Source organism: Lacticaseibacillus baoqingensis (assembly GCF_003946165.1).
Lineage (GTDB): Bacteria > Bacillota > Bacilli > Lactobacillales > Lactobacillaceae > Lacticaseibacillus > Lacticaseibacillus baoqingensis.
Genome location: NZ_RHOI01000005.1, coordinates 66,432 through 86,029, shown reverse-complemented (window position 1 = coordinate 86,029; position 19,598 = coordinate 66,432). Strand labels below are relative to the sequence as shown.

The window sequence follows — 19,598 nt, the reverse complement described above, 5'->3', positions numbered from 1 at the left end:
CGGTACCTGCCGCCCGTTGGCAGGGTGGCAGGTACCGGCACGCAGTTTTGGCAGCAAGGTGAGTTCAGAAATACTTTTTGCGCCAAAATTGAAAGCCCAGCAAGACGCCGATCACCACTGAAATAATGATCGTGATCAACCAGCTGATATGCATATTTGCCCAAGGCAGTTCAACATTCATGCCATAAAAGGAAAAAACTAATGTTGGGATCGTCAAGATGATCGAATATGAGGTCAAAAATTTCATCACACCGTTCATATTGTTATTGATGATAGAAGAATAGGTGTCAGAAGTTTCATTTAGGATCGAATTGGAAATCTGAGCCATTTCTGAGCCTTGCTGATTTTCGATAATAATATCATCTAACAGATCCATGTCGTCTTCGTCTAAGCGCAGCGGGTTGGTCCGCCGCAATTGGTCCAATACATTCCGGTCAGTTTTGATGCTCATCATGAAATACACTAACCCACGTTGGATCCCCATCAAGGCATATAGTTCTTCGTTTTTAAGGTTATTTTGCAATTTGTTTTCAAGGGCCTCACGCGCTTTGTTAATATCGCGCAAGTAACTCAAATACGCTGCCGTCACTTGATAAAGCAGCATCAAGGCGGCTTGCGTACGTTTGGCGGGGTCAAACCCTGAAACGCGGTTTTCGGCAAATAATGCCAGCAATGGTTGCGGTTGCATGTCGATGGTGATCAGTGCGGTTTTGGTGATGATGATCGCCAACGGGACTGTTTTATAAGTCATCCGTTGGCGCTTATCTAACCCAGCAACTGGCATGTCAAAAATCAACAAGTGCGCATCGTCATCAGGTTCGTATTCGTAACGCGCGCCTTCATCAGGATCCATGCCATATAAAAGGAATGATTCTGGGACATGGGCTTTGCGAATCAGTTCTGCGCGCTCTGTTTCATTTGGGGCGACCGCATTGATCCACACGCCAGGCGCGATTTTACCTTGAGTCTTCAACTTGCCGACGGTATCATCGAACTTATAGATAGCGAGCATGAGGGCCTCCGATCTTTTTCTATAGGTCTAGTCTACTTGAAAAAAGCAGTGCTGGCACGTCAAGGAGTGAAAAATGCGAAAAATAAATCAAAAAGCCGAGTGGGCGGCTGCGCAAGGACCCGTATTTGCGTGTCCTGTGTGCCACGAGCCGCTGCAAGCGATTGAAACGAGTTTGGTGTGTGCAGCCGGGCATCGTTTTGATCTTGCCAAAAAAGGCACTGTGAATTTTTTGAATGCACCAGTTAAAACCGAATACACCACCGAAATGTTGGCAGCGCGCCGGCGCGTGTTGCAAGCCGGCTTGTTTGCACCATTTGTGACCCGCATCAAACAAGCGCTGAGCGGCCAAGAGCGGTTGTTAGATGTGGGGTGCGGGGAAGGATCGCCTACCGCTGCATTGGCGGAAACTGGGACAGCAACGATCGGCTTTGATATTTCGGCCCCTGCGATCAATTTAGCTGGGGCATTAGAGACGCCGGCGTTTTTTTGTGTCGCGGATCTGGCGCGCTTACCGTTTTTGACGAATAGCTTTGATGTCTTGGTGGATCTCTTTTCTCCTGGGGCATATGCCGAGTTTGACCGGGTGTTAAGGCCAGGCGGGCGCTTGTTCAAGGTGATCCCAGCAACCGGGTACTTGCGCGAATTGCGGGAAGGTTTATATTCAGGAACGGATAAGGCCACTTACAGCAATGCAGCAGTCAAAGCGCGGTTTTTACAGGCGTATCCTGATGCGGTCGTGACGCCGATCAGCTATGATTTTCCAGTCGCTACTGAACAGTTTGCCGACGTCGTGACGATGACGCCATTGAGTTGGCAGGCGCCGGCAGATAAACGTCAAGCGTTGTTGGCGGCCCCGCCGAGCAGTATTCATGTCGATGTTGAATTGTTACAGATAACACTTTCTTGAGGCAGGGTGTTGCAATTCTTTGTAGCTGGTGTTAAATTACTCTTAAGCATTTTTATTTCTGGCTTTTATCAGGGCTTGCTTTTGGGAAATTGATAAAAGTTAGCGATAGGAAACTTGACTAAAGTACCGTCTCGCCGTGCTAGACACCGAGGCGGTGCTTTTTATGTGCCCCGAAAACGGCGGATACAGCCGCTTTTTTGTTTGGTGGGGAGGTTCATGCTAAACTAGGCGTATTGAAATCATGGAGGCAATTATGGCGAATCACATCGTATTGTTTGAACCTTTGATCCCTGCAAATACTGGGAATATTGCGCGCACGGCGGCAGCCACTGACAGTTATTTGCATTTGATCAAGCCGTTGGGTTTTGAAACCGATGATAAACATCTTAAGCGGGCCGGATTGGATTATTGGAATAGCGTCAAGATCGTGTATCACGATTCGTTAGATGATTTTCTAGCCACGGTGCCGGATCAGCAATATTTATATCTCGTGTCGAAGTTTGCCGAGCGAACCTATTCAGATGTTGATTACACCGATACCAGCGTTGAGCATTACTTCTTGTTTGGGAAAGAAACGACCGGCTTACCGGAGCCGTTCATGCGTGCCAATCCTGAAAAAGCAGTGCGGATCCCGATGACTGATCATGTCCGGGCATTGAATTTGTCCAACTGTGCGGCCTTGGTCATCTATGAAGCTTTGCGACAACAAGCCTTTTTGGGCTTGGAACGCACCCATACCTATGACCATGACAAGTTGAAGTAAAAAGGAGCGGCAATGAAACTCGTATTAGCAGAAAAACCTAGCGTTGGCCAAGAACTCGCGCGGGTGCTCAAAGCAACACAGAAGCAAAATGGCTATTATGAAGGCAATGGGTATCTGGTGACTTGGTCTTTGGGGCATTTGCTGACACTGAAAATGCCTGAGCAATATCATCCGGAATGGGCCGAGTGGACGTTTGACACACTGCCGATGATCCCAGAAAAGCTTGCGATCACCCCATTAAAAGAAACGCGCAAGCAACTGGCAGTCGTGAAGCATCTCGCCAAACGAGCGGATATTGAATACGGGATCATTGCCACTGATGCGGGTCGCGAAGGTGAGCTGGTGGCCAGGTACATCTTTGATTACTTAGAATTCAAACGGCCATTGAAACGACTATGGATCTCATCACAAACCGATGCTGCGATTCGTGACGGTTTTGCGCATTTGCGCCCAGCTGCCGAATTTGAGCATTTATATCAAGCGGCCTTGGCTCGTGCTGAAGCAGATTGGTTAGTTGGTTTGAATGTGTCACGGGCATTGACGGTCAAATACCACGATTCTTTATCTGCTGGACGCGTGCAAACACCAACCTTGGCGTTTGTGGCGGCACAAGAAGCTAAGATCGCACATTTTAAGCCGCAAACTTTCTATAAATTAAACGTCGCCACCCCATTAGGGACAGCTGTGTTGGCGCAACAGCTGACGCAAACTGAAGCTGAACAACTCCGCCAACGCTTGACTGGTCAGCCGTTGACCGTCGTTAAAGCGACTGCTAAGCAAACGGTTGAACAGCCGCCTTTGCCGTATGATCTCAACGAATTACAGCAAGCGGCGAACCAACAATATGACTTTTCACCTAAGCAGACCCTCAACGTGTTACAGCGCTTGTATGAACGGGAAAAATTAGTCACCTATCCGCGAACTGATTCGCGCTATTTGACGCATGATCTTGAAGCAACGATGGGAGCACGCTTACAAGCAATGGGCCGATATTCCAAGACGGCTGCGCAGTTGAGCCGCCATCCCCAAGCACCAGCTTATATCTATAATGACGCTAAAGTAGGCGATCACTATGGTTTGATCCCCACCGAGCAAGCGGTCGACCCCTTGCGGCTGGAAGCAGACGAGTTGAAGATCTATCGCTTGATCGCCGAGCGTTTCATGGATCTGTTTAAACCAGCTTATCAAGCAGAAGTGATCACTTATACCTTAAAATTAGACACGCAAACGTTAAAGGTCAAAACCACCAGTGTCCAAGAACCGGGCTTCAAAGCAACCACGCCATCAACGGCGCCAAAGCTGGCTGTGGGCGCGACGCTGCAAGGTCAAATAACGATCAAAAAACAGCAAACTACGCCACCAGCGCGCTTGAACGAAGCCACGTTATTAGGCAAAATGGATCATTATGGTCTGGGAACACCAGCGACTCGAGCAGATATCATCGATAAACTGCAGCATGCCGGGTCCATGAGCAAGCATGGTCGTGAATTGGTGATGACCCCTAAAGGACAATCCTTATTAAAATTAGTCAATCCAGATCTGGTTAGCCCCGACCTGACCGCCCGCTGGGAGGCACAACTACAAGCCATCGAAAAAGGGCAAACCACGCGGCCGGTTTTCATCAATGAGATCAAAGCAGAAACCAAGCGCCTGGTTTTAGCGATCAAACAAAGTACCACGGTTTATCAAGACCCTAACTTGACCCAAAAGAAGTGCCCCGAATGCGGGCACCGTTTGCGGGAAAGGCCGACTAAAGTGGGGGTCAAGCTGCAATGCAGCAACCCTGAATGCCACTACAGTCGTTTCCGTGATCCCAAGGTGACCAATCACCGCTGCTCGCAGTGCCACAAAAAAATGGTGATCTTATCAGGCGCTAAAGGAGACTACTTCAAGTGTCAAAACTGTGGCAATACGGAACAGATGAGTGCGGCTAAAGGCGGTCGGCATGCCCGCGTGAATAAACGCGAACAACAGCAGCTGCTCAAACAGTACAGCAAAGCCCAAGCCCCAGAAGAAAGTCCTTTGGCAGCCGCTTTGAAAGCCGCCATGGCAAAAAAATAAACCTGTGCGGCACACATTGGTCCTGTCCTTGACTCTGTTTGAGTTAAGCACGCAGGGCTTTTTTTTGCGGGAATAAAGCGGTGCGGCATGGTAAGTTCGACCTTGAGGCTTTGTTCAATCGTGCGTTGCTCGTGTATAATACATGGGTTAGAACCATGAGGAGGCAATTATGGCAACCAGACGCAAAACGACGACCCGTAAGCGGCCAGCGAAACGGCGCACGAAAAAAACCGACCACACCTTGAATTGGGTGGGGCTGGTGTTTGTGGCGCTTGGCGTTTTGGCCATGTTTAAGCTGGGGTTGGTGGGTGCCGTATTGGCGAATTGTTTTCGCTTGTTAGGCGGCAATACTTACTTATTCCCGGCACTTTTGTTGACTTTATTCGGCGCCTGGCTGACCGCCGCCGGTTCGCTGCCAGAGGTGCGGCCGCGGTTTTTATGGGGCGGGTTGTTAAGCTATGTCAGCTGTTTGGTGGTCGTCACCGGCATGACGATGCGCCTATTAGGGGTGCACAGCCATTATTTATTGGCGATCTGGCGCACTTTGCAAAATGATTTTGCCTTGGTGACGACCACGAGTGATGCTGGCGGCGGTTTGCTGGGGGGCTTGTTATTTGGTATTTTTGCCCCTTTGATCTCGCCGATCGGCGCGCAAATTTTGTTTGGATTATTGCTTGTGATCGGGCTTTTGATTATTTTCGGGATCAGTGCAGAGCAGGTTTTCGCGGTGATCAAAAAAATCGCGCAAGGCGTTGCGGCAGGGATCAAGCATGTGCAAGCTGCGTTTGCGCAACTAGCGGCGCACTGGGCAAAAAAGCGCCGCAAGCGCCCACAAGCACAAAAGCCAACACCGGCAACCGCACCACCCAAAGCCAAGGATCTCCCTAAGCCAGTCAGTGAACAAGAACCGGATGACTTCACGATCAACGCCCCGCCGGCAGCGACTCAGCCGACGCCGACACCAGCACCAACGCCTGCACCTGAGCCCGAAGCGCCGGCTGTTGCGGCTGTTTCAGACATCGATACCCAAACGCCTGGGGCTGATTATGTCATGCCGCCAGTGACGCTGTTGTCTCCGGTGCAAGATGTGGATCAATCACATGAATATCAGCTCATCAAACAAAATCGTGTCAAGCTAAAAGAGACAATGGACAGTTTTGGGGTCGATGTGACGGTGAAGTCGGCCACTTTAGGGCCTTCGATCACGCAATATGAAATCCAACCGGCCACTGGCGTCAAAGTCTCCAAAATCGTGAATCTCAGTGATGATCTGGCTTTGGCACTGGCGGCAAAAGACATTCGGATCGAAGCGCCGATCCCAGGAAAATCGTTGATCGGGATCGAAGTGCCAAACTCACAAGTGGCCACAGTCGGCTATCGCGATGTGTTGGAACAAACGCCGAAACATCCTGGCAAGCCGTTGGTGATCCCACTGGGTAAAGACGTTAATGGCAAGGTCCAAACCATGGATCTGACCAAAATGCCGCATTTATTGATCGCCGGGGCGACTGGTTCAGGTAAGTCCGTGATGATCAATGTGATCATCACCAGTATTTTGATGACGGCCAAGCCTGATCAAGTCCGGTTGATGTTGATCGATCCCAAGAAAGTCGAATTGTCGGTTTATAATGGCGTGCCGCACTTGTTGACGCCAGTGGTCACCGAAGCCAAGCAGGCACCGTCTGCGTTAAACAAGGTGCTCAAGGAAATGGAGAAGCGCTATGAGCGCTTTGCTGCAGGCGGCGTCCGCAACATGGGTGAATATAACAAAAAAGTTGAAACCAGTGATGATCCAACACTGCAAAAGATGCCTTATATCGTCGTGATCGTGGATGAATTATCGGATTTGATGATGGTGGCAGGCAATGAAGTGGAAACGGCGATCGTGCGCTTGGCCCAAATGGCGCGAGCGGCGGGGATCCATATCATTATCGCAACTCAGCGACCGTCGGTGGATGTCATCACCGGGTTGATCAAGGCGAATATCCCGTCACGGATCGCGTTTGCGGTGTCTAGTGGGGTGGATTCACGCACCATTTTAGATGCTAATGGGGCGGAAAAACTTTTAGGGCGCGGAGATATGCTGTATAAGCCGATCGATGCCGCCAGCCCGGTGCGGATCCAAGGGGCGTTCATCCCTTCTGCAGATGTCGAAGCCATCGTCAATGCGATCACCGATCAAGTGGCGCCAGAATATATTGAAGAAATGGCACCCAGTGCAGCGACTAGTGAAGCAGGCAGCAGCGAATCTGATGATGACTTGTATGCACAGGCCAAAGCCTTTGTCATTCAACAAAAAGGGGCATCCACGTCAATGCTGCAGCGGCATTTTCGCATCGGCTATAATCGGGCTGCGCGTTTGATCGATGACTTGCAGGCAAATGGAGTCGTCGGTCCCAGTTTAGGGTCTAAGCCGCGGCAGGTATTTGCCCAGCCAGATTCAGCCCCAGAGGATCATCAAGGTTGATTTAGGAGAAAATATATGAGAATTGAATTGACGCAAGGGGTCGGCTTAACGGTCGTGCCAACCAAAAAATTTAAGACGACCCGCATTGCGATCCATTTTTTGACGCCTTTAGCGCAAGCTGATGTGGCCGCACGAACACTTTTGACCAGTGTGTTAGAAACCTCAAGTGCAGATTATCCCACCCAAGCGGCGTTGTCGGCATATTTAGAGTCGCTTTTTGGCGCCAGTTTTGGCATCGGTGTCGGCAAAGAAGGACATTGGCACCGAGTGACCGCCGGGTTGACTTTACTGAATGATCAATTTGCACAAGAAAACCTGTTGCAGCAAGGCGTCGCGTTTTTGGCCGGGGTGTTGAACCGGCCGCTGCTGCATGCGGGTCAATTTGATGCTGACGTGTTCACTCGAGAACAGCACAATTTGCATCAATATTTGCAAAGCCTGGCTGAAGATCGCCAAACGCAAGCCAACTTAGGGTTGCAGGCGGTGTATTTTGATGATGACCCATTGCAAGCGACCCCGTCGTTTGGCACGCCCAAGCAGTTGTTAGCCGTGACTTTGAACAGCTTGTTGCATGCCTATCAACAAATGTTGGCCCAAGATCGCATCGAGATCGTCGTGTTAGGGGATGTCGCCGTAAGTGATGTCGAAAAGCAAATGCAGGCTTTAAAGTTCGCCCCGCGTGTGATCGCGTCCGTGGCCTTGCCGGTCAGCGGGGACGCGCGGCCCGAGCGGACCAAAGTCGAAACCGCACCGGTGAATCAAGCCAAATTGAACTTAGGCTATCGCGCTAATTTTGCCTTATATTCTCCGGCGCATTATGCCGCCATCGTCGCCAATGAGTTGTTTGGCGGGTCGGCATTGTCACTGTTGTTCACCAATGTGCGGGAAAAAGCGAGTTTGGCCTACTATGCCTCCAGCTCGTTAGATGCGATGCGCCACTTGGTGATGGTCCAAACAGGGATCGATGCACAAGCGGCGCCGAAAGTCACGCAGCTGATCGCAGATCAACTGGCGGCGGTGCAAGCTGGGGCGTTTTCCGCGGATAAATTACAGGTGATCAAAGACGGCTTAGTGGCCAATCGCCAAACGGCTTATGATTCGCCACGATTCTTGGCCAGACAAGCCTTGTTGCAAGCACTGCTGGCAGCGCAGCCACGGGAGTTGGCGCAATACGTGGCAGGCGTGCAAGCGGTCACGAAAGCACAAGTGATGGCACAAGCGGCAACATTTAATTTAGAGGCCCAGTATTTGCTGACAAAACAGCCAAAGGAGTCATGATGGAGCAACACATTTATTCAGATGTCGCAGAGACGCTGTACACGCAGACGCTGCCCAATGGCTTGCGGGTCTTAGTGGTCAATAAGCCTGACTATCACGAGACTTATGCCTTATTGGCAACTGATTACGGTGCGATCGATACCCGCTATGTGCCAGTCGGTGCCACAAAATTCGTGCAAGATCCTGCAGGGATCGCCCATTTTTTGGAGCATAAATTGTTCGAAAAGGCTGATCATGATGCCTTTGATCTGTTTGGGGCGACTGGTGCCAATGCCAACGCGTTCACTAGTACCACCCGGACCGCATATTTGTTCAGCGCAAGTGCACAAGTTGAAAAAAACCTCACGATCTTATTGGATTTTGTCCAAGATCCGTATTTTACGGACAAGACAGTCAATAAAGAAAAAGGCATCATTGGCCAAGAGATCCAAATGTATCAAGATGATCCTGGCTGGCGGAGTTACGTTGGGTTGTTAGGTAATTTGTATCCGCATCATCCCGCCAGTGTCGACGTCACAGGCACCCAAGCTTCGATTGCACAGATCACACCGGCAATGCTGTATCAAGCACATGCCCGGTTTTATCATCCCAGTAATATGACGCTGACTGTGGTCGGCAATTGTGATCCTGAGGCGGTTTTGAACGTGGTGGCAGCCAATCAAGCGCGTAAACAGTTTCCGGCAGCGACGCCGATCATTCGCGGGGTACAGCCGGATCTGGACGTTGTGGACATGCAGCAAGCAAAAACGATTCAATTACCCGTGGTGCGCCCCAAAGTACAAGTAGGAATCAAAGGCACGCAAGATGTGGATGATTCAGCTGCCGGCGTCTCGTTTCAAATCGCCGCCCGTCTGCTATTAGAAGCGCTATTTGGCGATTCGTCACCGTTGTATCAAAAATGGTACGATGCTGGCTTGGTCGATGATTCTTTTGATTACAGCTATGATGCCCAACGCACCTTCAATTTTGTGGCGCTAGGCGGCGATGTCAGCCAGCCGCAGGCCTTGATCGCTGCCATCAAGGCCGTGATCGCCCGCAAGTCGGCGCAGCCAGAGCTGAGCCAAGCGCGGTTTGACCGGCTCAAACACGCGGCATTGGGCAAGTATTATATGTCCATGAATTCCTTATCTGGGATCGCCAACGCGCTGAGTGCGCAAAGCTTTGCGCAGACCAATCTCTTTGATTATGGCCGCTTGCTGCAACAAGTCACGCTTGCAGATGTGCAAAAAGCGGCTGAGCAGTTGTTTAACTTGGATGCGGTCACCAGTTTTGTGATCATGCCCAGCCAAGGAGGCAAGTGACATGCCAGCAGCTTTGATCATGGGGGCTTCTGGTGATATTGGTGGTGCGGTGGCGCGGCAACTGGCCAAAAATGGCTGGTCGCTATATTTGCATTACCATGCGCATCAAGCCCCAGTCGCGGCTTTGATGCGTGAGTTAGCGGCGGCCTATCCCAAACAAGACTTTATTCCAGTCGCGTATGACCTGACAGATGCGACGGGCCTGAGTCAATTGACCCAACAGCTTTTTAGCCTGGATGCGGTGATTTTTGCTGCAGGGCAGACCTATTATCATCTGTTCAAAGACACGACGGTCCAGGAGTTAACGGCGCTGATGCGGGTGCATCTGTTAACACCGATGGCTTTGTTGACGCAATTGCAAGATAAGCTGGCAGCCAGCGGGCGCGGACGTGTTGTCTTCATAGGTTCCGTTTATGGCGGCGCAGGCTCGGCCATGGAAGTGGCTTATTCCACGGTCAAAGGCGGCCAAAGCGCCTTTGTGCATGCCTATGCCAAAGAAGTGGCCAGTTTGGGCATTACTGTCAATGTTGTTGCCCCTGGTGCAGTGGCGACTAAAATGAATGAGATGTTTGATCCGGCAACTTTAGCGGCCGTGCAAGCCGAGATCCCGGCGGCGCGCTTTGCACAGCCGCAAGACGTCAGCTTTTATGTTGCCATGTTGTTGCAACCGGAGGCGGCATATCTGACTGGCCAGACGTTGTATGTGACCGGGGGCTGGCTGCAATGACGTGTGCAAACCCGCTTTTGCGGCGCTCTAAACAATTTCTTAATTCATGCAGACGTTATTTCATGCTATACTGAAAACAGACATTAAAAACTTAGCGGGTGAAGAAAACAAATGGATGAAATTGGGCAAAAACTGCGCACAGCCCGAATTGAAAAGGGCTATACCTTGGATGATCTGCAACAGATCACTAAGATTCAAAAACGTTACCTGATCGCGATCGAAGAAGGCAATTTCGATGCGCTGCCAGGCGACTTTTATGTGCGTGCGTTCATCAAACAATATGCGGACACGGTGGGGCTGGATAGTGATGCCTTACTGACGCAATTCCAACAAGATATCCCGGACACCCAGCCACAAGAATATGTGGAACAATCTGTTGAAAGCAAGACCCGCGCGACTCGTGCAGCCGCGGCCAGCCCTGCTAACAAGATGCGCCGGCATTTGCCGCAGATCGCCTTGGCGGTATTGGCGGTGATCATTATTGCAGTCGTTTATTTCATTACGTGGCGGGCGAGCGCAGACAATAAACAAGCGATCCCGGCAGATTCTTCTTCAGTGGTCGTTTCCAGCAAAAAAGAACCGTCTGTCAGCAAGTCCTCGGCAGCCAAAAATACGGCGAGTGCCAGCAGCAAGGCTTCTTCGTCTGCGGTTAAGAAGAGTTCGTCCAGCAAGAAATCTTCTAGCAGCAAAACCAGCGATAAATTAAGCGTTGCGGTGGGCACGGATGCCAATTCAGTGCAAGCGGTGACGGTGAAAAATTGGCCAGCCAAAAGCAACACCGTGACGTTAGCGGCCAAAGACTCTGCTGCTTGGGTTTCAGTGATCATCAATGGGACGACCACTTGGCAAGGCTCTTTGAGTGCAGGGCAAACGCATACGGTGTCCTTACCAGATGGCACGACGGCGTTTTCGGTGAAGTCCGGTAATGCGACGGCGACGACGATCAAGCTGAATAAGACCAATGTCGACATCAGCAATGGGACCAGCATCGTGCGCACGATTAACTTTACGACAGAAAGCGCAGGTAACTGATCGTGAACCTTCCCAATAAATTAACCTTGATGCGCATGATCTTGATCCCGATCTTTACGTTACTGTTGGTCTTAGACTGGCCCAGCGGCAGTATCACGATCGCCGGTACGTCGGTGGCAATGAGTTGGTTCGTCGGCGTCTTGATCTTCATTGTGGCGTGCATCACAGATTTTGCCGATGGCCAAATTGCCCGCCGCAATCATTTGGTCACGAATTTTGGTAAATTCGCTGATCCGCTGGCAGATAAGCTTTTGGTCATGACGGCGTTTATCTTCTTAGCGACGCGTGGCAGTGTGCCGGCTTGGGGTGTCGCGATCATTTTGTGGCGAGAACTCGCGGTCACTGGGTTGCGGTTGTTGTTGGCCAATGGTGGTGAGGTGATGGCTGCCGCTTGGCCAGGTAAGATCAAGACCAATGCGCAAATGTTTGCAATCATCTTTTTAATGGTGAATAACGCCGGTTTTGCGGCCTTGCATTTTCCATTGGCGACCATTTTGTTTTACATCGCGGTATTCTTTACCATTTATTCAGGCGTGGAATATTTCTACAAGAATCGCGCGGTTTTCTCAGACAGCTTTTAATTTAGGTAACGGGTCGTCTACGCGGCCCGTTTTTTTGTGACTGCGTGGTAAAATGAGGCCGGATAACGAATTTAATTAAAAGGGGTCATGAACGTGAAAGCAGAAATCATTGCGGTGGGCACAGAGATCTTACTGGGGCAGATCGTAAATTCTAACGCCAGTTTTTTGGCACGCCAATTCGCCGATTTGGGCATCGACAGCTTGAATCAACAAGTCGTCGGCGATAACCCCCAACGGTTAGCAGCGGCGATCCAATTGGCTGCCAGTCGCGCTGACTTAGTCGTGTTGATCGGCGGCTTAGGGCCGACAGCAGATGACATTTCCAAACAAGTGTTGGCCAAGCATCTCGGTGTGGATTTAGCCAATGACGAACCGGCACGGGTCAAATTAGCCGCTTATGCCAAGCAGCAGCAAAAGCAAATGACCCCGAATAATTGGGTGCAAGCGCAATTGCCGGCAGGGGCGCAGCCTTTGATGAATCGCGTCGGCTTAGCCGTTGGCGCGGTGGCCAAAACCGCGACCCATCAATATGTGCTGCTGCCTGGGCCGCCAAAGGAATTTCAACCGATGGTCTTGGAACAGCTGGTACCCTATTTGGCGGCGGAAATTGGGGATGCCCCGATACTGGAAAGCGAGGTGTTGCGCTTTTTTGGGATCGGCGAATCGGCTTTGGTGACAGCGTTGCAAGATCTCATCGAGAGGCAAACGAATCCGACGCTTGCGACTTATATCAAAGATTGGGAAGTGACGCTGCGAATCACGGCTAAAGCTGCCGATCATGCAGCGGCCCAGAATTTGATCGCGGCGACTGAAGCGGCGATCCAAGCGCGGGTAGGGGAATATTTTTATGGCTATGGTGACGATAACTCCTTAGCCCAAGAAGTGGTCAAAGCGCTCAAAGCCACGCAAACGACTTTGACGGCGGCGGAAAGCTTGACTGCAGGCGCGTTTCAATCGGCCTTAGGCGCAGTGGCGGGTGTTTCTGAATGGTTCAAAGGCGGATTTGTCACGTATAGCAACCAAACCAAAGCAGATTTTCTGGGCTTGGACAAACGCCAGATCGATGCAGACGGCGCCGTCAGTGCAGCCACTGCCAAAGCGATGGCAGTCGGTGCGCAACAAAAGACGCATGCCAAGATCGCTGTCAGTTTTACTGGTGTGGCTGGACCTGGGCCTAGTGAAGGCCAGGCAGCTGGAACCGTTTGGATCGGTTTGGTGCAAGCCAGCCAGGCGCCAACTGCGACACTGCTGCACTTACCAGGGAGTCGTCAAGACGTGCGCGGGAGAGCCGTTAAAGCAGGATTGTTTGCGGTGCTGAAGGCGTTGCAAAATAAATAGAACGTTTGTTCGATTTTTTCTTGCTATTCGCTGGCGGCTCTTGTAAAATTAGGCATAGACAACCGCGGTGGATACGCGGGCTAGAGGAGGACGTAACGTGGCTCAAGATAAAGATCAACGGGCGGCAGATGCGCGGCAAAAGGCGCTAAATGATGCCTTAAAAAAAATTGAAAAGAATTTTGGGAAAGGCTCCATCATGCGGATGGGTGATAAAGTCGAAACGCGGATCTCAACGATTTCCACAGGTTCGCTTGCCTTAGATGATGCGCTGGGCGTAGGGGGCTTTCCGCGCGGCCGGATCGTTGAGATCTATGGGCCAGAAAGTTCCGGTAAGACAACGATCGCGTTGCATGCCGTCGCTGAAGTGCAAAAAGCCGGCGGGACCGCGGCTTATATCGATGCTGAAAATGCGATGGATCCGAAGTATGCAACAGCGCTTGGCGTGAATATCGACGAGCTGTTGTTGTCACAACCAGATACCGGTGAACAAGGCCTGGAAATTGCTGACGCCTTAGTGACTTCTGGGGCGGTCGATATTGTCGTTGTCGATTCTGTGGCGGCTTTGGTACCGCGGGCAGAAATCGAAGGCGAAATGGGCGATGCCCATGTTGGTTTGCAAGCGCGGTTGATGAGTCAAGCACTGCGGAAATTAAGCGGCTCGATCAATAAGACCAAAACCATCGCATTATTTATCAACCAGATCCGTGAAAAAGTCGGGGTGATGTTTGGCAACCCTGAAACTACCCCAGGTGGGCGAGCATTGAAGTTTTATGCTACGGTCCGTTTGGAAGTGCGGCGGGCTGAACAGATCAAAGACGGCACCAATGTGATTGGGAACCGGACGAAGATCAAAGTGGTCAAGAACAAGGTGGCCCCACCGTTCAAGGTAGCTGAAGTCGATATCATGTATGGTCATGGGATCTCACAAACCGGTGAGATCATCGATATGGCAGTTGAAAAAGATATCGTTGATAAGTCAGGTTCCTGGTATTCATATGGTGACGAGCGCATTGGCCAAGGCCGCGAGAATGCCAAGGCGTACTTGGATGATCATCCTGAAATGAAGTCAGAGATCAGAAGCAAGGTCCGCGCCGCCTATGGGATGGACGGTGTCGGCACTGAAGACCCTGAAGAAACCGTTGAAACTGATACCTCGGCAACGGCAGCCAGTGAGCCGACGATCTTTGATAAATCAGATGACAATGCAGCCGATTAATGTTGCCAAAAAAGAAACCATTCTTGGTTTCTTTTTTTATGCCGGCAAGCGCAGCGGCCTTTGGTCAAGTTGACACCTGCAAGGGCATTCGCTACAATCAATTAGTGTAATAAATTTCAAAAATAGCATCAGTGAATGTTTGATTAAAAAATTGAACCATCGCTTAGATGATGCGGAGGTGAACAGATGAGCTCAGGAATACTGGTCTCAATAATCCTCGCAGTCGTCATCGCTTTAGCGGTCGGATTATTGATTGGTATCACGATTCAGAAGAAAAACCATCATAACAGCCTACAACAGGCGACAGACTCTGCCGAAGGCATTATTGAGGCCGCTAAAAAAGAAGCAGCGACACTCAAAAAAGAGACCTTGATCGAAGCAAAAGACGAGGCCCATCGGTATCGAACTCAGGTGGAACAAGAACTCCAAGAACGGCGCAGTGAAGTGCAAAAAGCTGAAAACCGTAATGTTCAAAGAGAAGAGACACTGGATCATCGAGATGACACGCTGGATCGTAAAGAACAAAGCTTGGCAGATCGAGACGCTAACCTTAATCAAAAACAGCAAACGCTGGATGAACGCGAAGCCAGCATTGCGACAGTCATAGCCGAACAACAAGCCGAACTAGAACGCATCGCGGAGTTGACGAAAAATCAAGCTCGCGATCGGATCTTAACTGAAACCAAGGCGGAACTCGCTCATGAGCGCGCGAAGCTGATCAAAGAAAGTGAAGAAGAGGCCAAAGATACTGCTGACAAGCAGGCGAAGGTCTTGATCGCCAACGCGATCCAACGCTCTGCTTCTGATGTCGTTGCAGAATCGACGGTTACCGTCGTTAATCTGCCTAATGACGATATGAAAGGGCGGATCATTGGGCGCGAAGGCCGGAATATTCGTACTTTGGAAACGCTAACAGGGATTGATCTGATTATTGATGATACTCCTGAAGCCGTGGTATTAAGCGGCTTTGACCCGATTCGTCGCGAGATCGCCCGCATGGCCTTAGAGAAACTGATCCAAGATGGGCGGATCCATCCAGCCCGCATCGAAGAAATGGTCGACAAGGCGCGTAAAGAGATGGATGATCGGATCCGTGAAATCGGTGAACAAGCCATTTTCGACATCGGGATCCACAATATGCACCCAGACTTGATCAAAGTCTTAGGGCGGCTTCACTTTAGGACGAGTTATGGACAAAACGTACTGGATCACTCCTTGCAAGTGGCTAAATTAGCAGGGGTGATGGCGGCTGAATTAGGCGAAGATGTGACCTTAGCGAAACGCGCGGGATTATTACATGACATTGGTAAGGCACTTGATCACGAAGTTGACGGTTCTCACGTTGAAATCGGGGTCGAGTTGGCAACAAAGTATAAAGAACCAAGCGTTGTGATCAACACGATCGCGTCACATCATGGTGATGTGCCTGCAACTAGTGTGATCGCCGTGTTAGTAGCTGCAGCAGACGCGATTTCTGCAGCGCGCCCAGGCGCGCGGTCAGAGTCGTTGGAGAATTACTTGCATCGTTTAGAGAAGTTGGAAAGTATCGCTAACGCCTTTAAAGGGGTGGATCATAGCTTTGCCATCCAAGCTGGACGTGAAGTGCGCGTGATCGTGCAACCAGACAAGTTGTCTGATGAACAATCAGTGGTATTAGCGCGTGACATTCGCAACCAGATCGAAAAAGAACTCGAGTATCCAGGCCATATCAAGGTCACAGTGATCCGCGAAAAGCGCACTGTTGAATACGCGAAATAGCTTTGCGGCCCAGCAGCGATGCTGGGCTTTTTTATTGCCAAAATTATGACAACCTTTCGTAATATTACTATTCGATAACAGACGCTGGCGATTTGTTCTGTTGCCAGTCTTTTTGACGTATACTGACAATACCTTAGAGTTTATTTAAGAACGTTTTGAATTAGTTAATATTGTTAATGACATAGGGGTTGAAAAACATGAACAAAAAAACGGCACAGCGCTCGGTGTGGGGGGTCGTCGGATTATTTTCGGCACTGATCCTAGCCAATCAAATGAACACGGGCACATTGTATCCTGACGCTAGTACGGATGCTGCCGTCAGCACAGCCGCCGCGACAAGTACTGCCAGCAGCCAAACGACGGCTAATAGTCAGATCAAAGTGACCAATGATCAAGTCAAAGCGGCGGCCACTGTCGCTGAGGCGGCATTTTCTTTGACCAATCAGCACAGTAATCAAGGCGTTGAAACCGTCACCGATCACAGTATGGGCACCGTGATCAGTGATGATGCTTTAAAAGCAATGACCAATGAATCGGGCTCGACGAGCAAAGAACATATTTTACGGATGCCAGCAGGGCTGGATGAAGTGACCGCCGCCAAATGGCTGGTTGTGGCCAAAAAGAACGCGGAAGCAGATTACCAAAAAACCGGCCGCAGTCAGCAAATCATTCAAGTTGCAGCGACCGCTTCGACGCTGACTTTTGCGATCGGCAATACGTCGGTACCTTCAGTTGACGCAGTGGACGTGGCTTCATACCAGAACTGGATGGGCCAAGCGCAATATAACCAACTTAAGGCGCTGGGCGTTAAAACTGTGATCGTGAAAGTTTCTGAAAGTACCAACTACGCTAACGAGTATGCGGCTAGTCAGATCAAATATGCTCAAAACGCCGGTTTGAAAGTAGCAGTTTACCATTTTGCCCGCTTTGGCAATGCGGCGACGGCTGCGGCAGAGGCCAATAAGACCGCTGCTACCATGCGGTCATTAGGACTGCCAAAGTCAACGCTGGTCTTTGCAGACATGGAAGCGTCCGAAACTGACACTAACAATGTTGGCGCTAATTTGAATCAATACTGGGCCACATTGAATGCGGCCGGCTATACCAACCATGGGGTCTACACCGGCGGTTTGTTTGGTTCAACGTATGCGAATGCCACTAGTGGCACTGTGGGCGCTGCGAAGACTTGGTTTGCCCAATACCCATATACCCCGTCGAAAAATGATCTCTGGAACACCCAATATGGCGCTTGGCAATTTTCTTCAACTGCTTATTTGCCCGGCCATGCCGGCAACAGCCTAGATACTTCTGTTGATTATCAAGGCCTGTTCACCAGTGCGGCGAAGGCTTATGACACGATCAAGAGCACTAAAGCGGTCAATCTGCCAGGGACTATTGATCAAAACAGCCGTGCAGACGGCTTTTATTCGGCACCATACAATACCAATGCGGCGACGGCCACTGCAAACTCGAATGCCAAGGCGTTTAATGGCCAAACGGTCCAAGTATTGCAAAGTGCCACGACATCTCGCAGTGCGGCAGCAGGAAACACCTTTTATCAAGTGCGCTTCGTGAATGGTAAGACCTATTGGACAGATTCCCGCGCGGTCAAACTCGGCAGTTTTTATGGGATCAGTAATCGACATACCGTTAACTACACGGCCCGGATCAAACAAAGCGGGCGGCATGATGGCTTGTATCCAGGCGGGCCGTATAAGACCAGCTTGGCCAATATCTATCAAAACAGCAATGCGCCGGCGTATGACAATCAAATCGTGCCGGTGACGGCAGAAGCCACGACGGCCACTGGGACTTATTGTCAGATCAAGTTGAATAGCGGCCAAGTTGAATGGATCGACAAACATGGCTTGACCACAGATATTTACGATAAAGTGACGAGTAAAAAGACGGTGGCTTTAGTTGGGAAGATCAATCAATCCGGACGCGAAGATGGGCTATATTCCGCCCCGTATTGCACGAATGCGGCGACCATCACGCCTAACCACAATGCCTTAGGGTATAACGAGCGTGCAGTTGCGATCATTGCTGAAGCCACTACTGATCGCTCAGGCAGTGACGGCAATACGTATTATCAAGTCCGCTTCACGAATGGCCAAACGAATTGGATCAATGCGCGCGGCGTTGCTTTGGTCACATTAAATCAAGTGACGAGTAAAAAAACCGTCAATATGGCCGGCACGATCGCACAATCAGGCCGCGCAGACGGGCTTTACTCAGCACCTTATTACACGGATGTGTTGACGATCACCGAAAACCACAACGCCCAAGCCTTTAACGGGCAAAAAGTGCAAGTGGTGGCGGAAGCGACGACCAATCGGTCCGCCGCGGCTGGCAATACTTTTTATCAAGTGAAATTCAGCAACGGTCGCCTGTTGTGGCTTGATAGCCGCGGGGTCAAGACGATGGGCTTAGAAGCAGTCACCAACACCAAGACTGTCAGCTATGATGCCAAGATCACTGAAAATGGCCGCCGTGACGGGCTTTATGCGCATCCTTATAATAGTGATGCGGATAGTATCTTCAGCAATACTGATGCCTTAGCTTACAATGGCCGCGGGGTCAAAGTCACCGCTGAAGGGACAACATCTCAAGGCACCTACGCGAAAGTCACGTTGCCGGATAAGACAACCAAGTGGATCGATGTCAAGGCATTGACCAAGATCACATACAATCAAGTTACCAGTACCAAAACGGTGGCATTGACCGGTAAGATCAACCAAACTGGGCGTGCTGATGGGCTTTATTCCGCCCCTTATTACACGGATGCCTTATCAGTGTTGGAAAATCATAATGCTGCCGGTTTCAACGGCCAGACGGTCAAGGTGTTGAAACAAGCGATCACTAACCGTTCAGCGGCTGCTGGCAACAAGTTCTATGAGATCCAGCTGGCTAGCGGCAAAACCTATTGGATCGACAGCCGGGGGGTCGCATTGAGCAACTGATCGCCATGAAAACGCAATGGTTTTAAGCTATCCATTTAAACGGCTCTGCCTCACAATCGCAATGGTTGTCAGGCAGAGCCGTTTGGCGTTGATCTGATCAGCGTCAAGGTTTCTTTAGAAACAGTTACACTTTGCTTGGCAGGACCCGTTGTGCTGGCTTCGGGCGTATAATAACGCTCGAAGCCACGTTTGCC

Annotated in this window: 14 protein-coding genes; 13 read left to right on the top strand and 1 reads right to left on the bottom strand. The window is 50.5% G+C overall.

All coding sequences use genetic code 11. From position 1 onward, the window contains the following. Positions 1-64: 64 nt before the first annotated feature. The gene (locus EKM91_RS03135; RefSeq protein ID WP_125749654.1) at positions 65-1,012 is read right to left on the bottom strand and encodes a magnesium transporter CorA family protein; all 948 of its coding nucleotides are present in this window, start codon (positions 1,010-1,012) and stop codon (positions 65-67) included. 73 nt (positions 1,013-1,085) lie between these two features. On the opposite strand from EKM91_RS03135, the gene EKM91_RS03130 reads away from it, so the two are divergent. The 13 genes from EKM91_RS03130 (at position 1,086) to EKM91_RS03070 (ending at position 19,404) form a co-directional block, all read left to right on the top strand. Next, positions 1,086-1,919, top strand: coding sequence for a methyltransferase domain-containing protein (locus tag EKM91_RS03130; RefSeq protein WP_125749651.1), 834 nt, complete (start codon positions 1,086-1,088; stop codon positions 1,917-1,919). A gap of 253 nt (positions 1,920-2,172) precedes the next feature. After that, a complete protein-coding gene (gene trmL / locus EKM91_RS03125; RefSeq protein ID WP_125749648.1) occupies positions 2,173-2,682 on the top strand; it encodes a tRNA (uridine(34)/cytosine(34)/5-carboxymethylaminomethyluridine(34)-2'-O)-methyltransferase TrmL in 510 nt (169 codons plus the stop codon). Between the two features lie 12 nt (positions 2,683-2,694). Continuing rightward, complete coding sequence (locus EKM91_RS03120; RefSeq protein ID WP_125749645.1) at positions 2,695-4,743, top strand: DNA topoisomerase 3; 2,049 nt, start codon at positions 2,695-2,697, stop codon at positions 4,741-4,743. Positions 4,744-4,912: 169 nt separating this feature from the next. Continuing rightward, a complete protein-coding gene (locus EKM91_RS03115; protein WP_125749641.1) occupies positions 4,913-7,210 on the top strand; it encodes a DNA translocase FtsK in 2,298 nt (765 codons plus the stop codon). Between the two features lie 15 nt (positions 7,211-7,225). Further along, entirely contained in the window at positions 7,226-8,488 is a 1,263-nt protein-coding gene (yfmF, locus tag EKM91_RS03110) for an EF-P 5-aminopentanol modification-associated protein YfmF (RefSeq protein WP_125749638.1), read from the top strand. Further along, the gene (gene yfmH / locus EKM91_RS03105) at positions 8,488-9,789 is read left to right on the top strand and encodes an EF-P 5-aminopentanol modification-associated protein YfmH (protein ID WP_125749767.1); all 1,302 of its coding nucleotides are present in this window, start codon (positions 8,488-8,490) and stop codon (positions 9,787-9,789) included. Before yfmF ends, yfmH begins: the two co-directional genes overlap by 1 nt. A 1-nt stretch (position 9,790) precedes the next feature. After that, positions 9,791-10,516 carry an elongation factor P 5-aminopentanone reductase gene (gene ymfI, locus EKM91_RS03100; protein ID WP_125749635.1) on the top strand — a complete coding sequence of 242 codons (726 nt, stop codon included), beginning with the start codon at positions 9,791-9,793 and terminating at the stop codon, positions 10,514-10,516. Positions 10,517-10,627: 111 nt separating this feature from the next. Next, a complete protein-coding gene (locus tag EKM91_RS03095) occupies positions 10,628-11,548 on the top strand; it encodes a helix-turn-helix domain-containing protein (RefSeq protein WP_125749632.1) in 921 nt (306 codons plus the stop codon). 2 nt (positions 11,549-11,550) lie between these two features. Further along, a complete protein-coding gene (gene pgsA, locus EKM91_RS03090) occupies positions 11,551-12,129 on the top strand; it encodes a CDP-diacylglycerol--glycerol-3-phosphate 3-phosphatidyltransferase (protein ID WP_125749629.1) in 579 nt (192 codons plus the stop codon). A gap of 93 nt (positions 12,130-12,222) precedes the next feature. Continuing rightward, complete coding sequence (locus EKM91_RS03085) at positions 12,223-13,467, top strand: competence/damage-inducible protein A (RefSeq protein ID WP_125749626.1); 1,245 nt, start codon at positions 12,223-12,225, stop codon at positions 13,465-13,467. A gap of 97 nt (positions 13,468-13,564) precedes the next feature. Then, the gene (recA, locus tag EKM91_RS03080; protein WP_125749625.1) at positions 13,565-14,683 is read left to right on the top strand and encodes a recombinase RecA; all 1,119 of its coding nucleotides are present in this window, start codon (positions 13,565-13,567) and stop codon (positions 14,681-14,683) included. A gap of 186 nt (positions 14,684-14,869) precedes the next feature. Further along, the gene (gene rny, locus EKM91_RS03075) at positions 14,870-16,441 is read left to right on the top strand and encodes a ribonuclease Y (protein ID WP_125749622.1); all 1,572 of its coding nucleotides are present in this window, start codon (positions 14,870-14,872) and stop codon (positions 16,439-16,441) included. Between the two features lie 197 nt (positions 16,442-16,638). Next, positions 16,639-19,404, top strand: a complete 2,766-nt coding sequence (locus tag EKM91_RS03070) for a GW dipeptide domain-containing protein (RefSeq protein ID WP_125749619.1) — start codon at positions 16,639-16,641, stop codon at positions 19,402-19,404. Positions 19,405-19,598: the final 194 nt, after the last annotated feature.

Bases quoted from the DNA above. Each gene is read 5' to 3' on its own strand.
- EKM91_RS03135 (WP_125749654.1), bottom strand. From the start codon at position 1,012: ATGCTCGCTATCTATAAGTTCGATGATACCGTCGGCAAGTTGAAGACT.
- EKM91_RS03130 (WP_125749651.1), top strand. From the start codon at position 1,086: ATGCGAAAAATAAATCAAAAAGCCGAGTGGGCGGCTGCGCAAGGACCC.
- trmL (WP_125749648.1), top strand. From the start codon at position 2,173: ATGGCGAATCACATCGTATTGTTTGAACCTTTGATCCCTGCAAATACT.
- EKM91_RS03120 (WP_125749645.1), top strand. From the start codon at position 2,695: ATGAAACTCGTATTAGCAGAAAAACCTAGCGTTGGCCAAGAACTCGCG.
- EKM91_RS03115 (WP_125749641.1), top strand. From the start codon at position 4,913: ATGGCAACCAGACGCAAAACGACGACCCGTAAGCGGCCAGCGAAACGG.
- yfmF (WP_125749638.1), top strand. From the start codon at position 7,226: ATGAGAATTGAATTGACGCAAGGGGTCGGCTTAACGGTCGTGCCAACC.
- yfmH (WP_125749767.1), top strand. From the start codon at position 8,488: ATGGAGCAACACATTTATTCAGATGTCGCAGAGACGCTGTACACGCAG.
- ymfI (WP_125749635.1), top strand. From the start codon at position 9,791: ATGCCAGCAGCTTTGATCATGGGGGCTTCTGGTGATATTGGTGGTGCG.
- EKM91_RS03095 (WP_125749632.1), top strand. From the start codon at position 10,628: ATGGATGAAATTGGGCAAAAACTGCGCACAGCCCGAATTGAAAAGGGC.
- rny (WP_125749622.1), top strand. From the start codon at position 14,870: ATGAGCTCAGGAATACTGGTCTCAATAATCCTCGCAGTCGTCATCGCT.
- EKM91_RS03070 (WP_125749619.1), top strand. From the start codon at position 16,639: ATGAACAAAAAAACGGCACAGCGCTCGGTGTGGGGGGTCGTCGGATTA.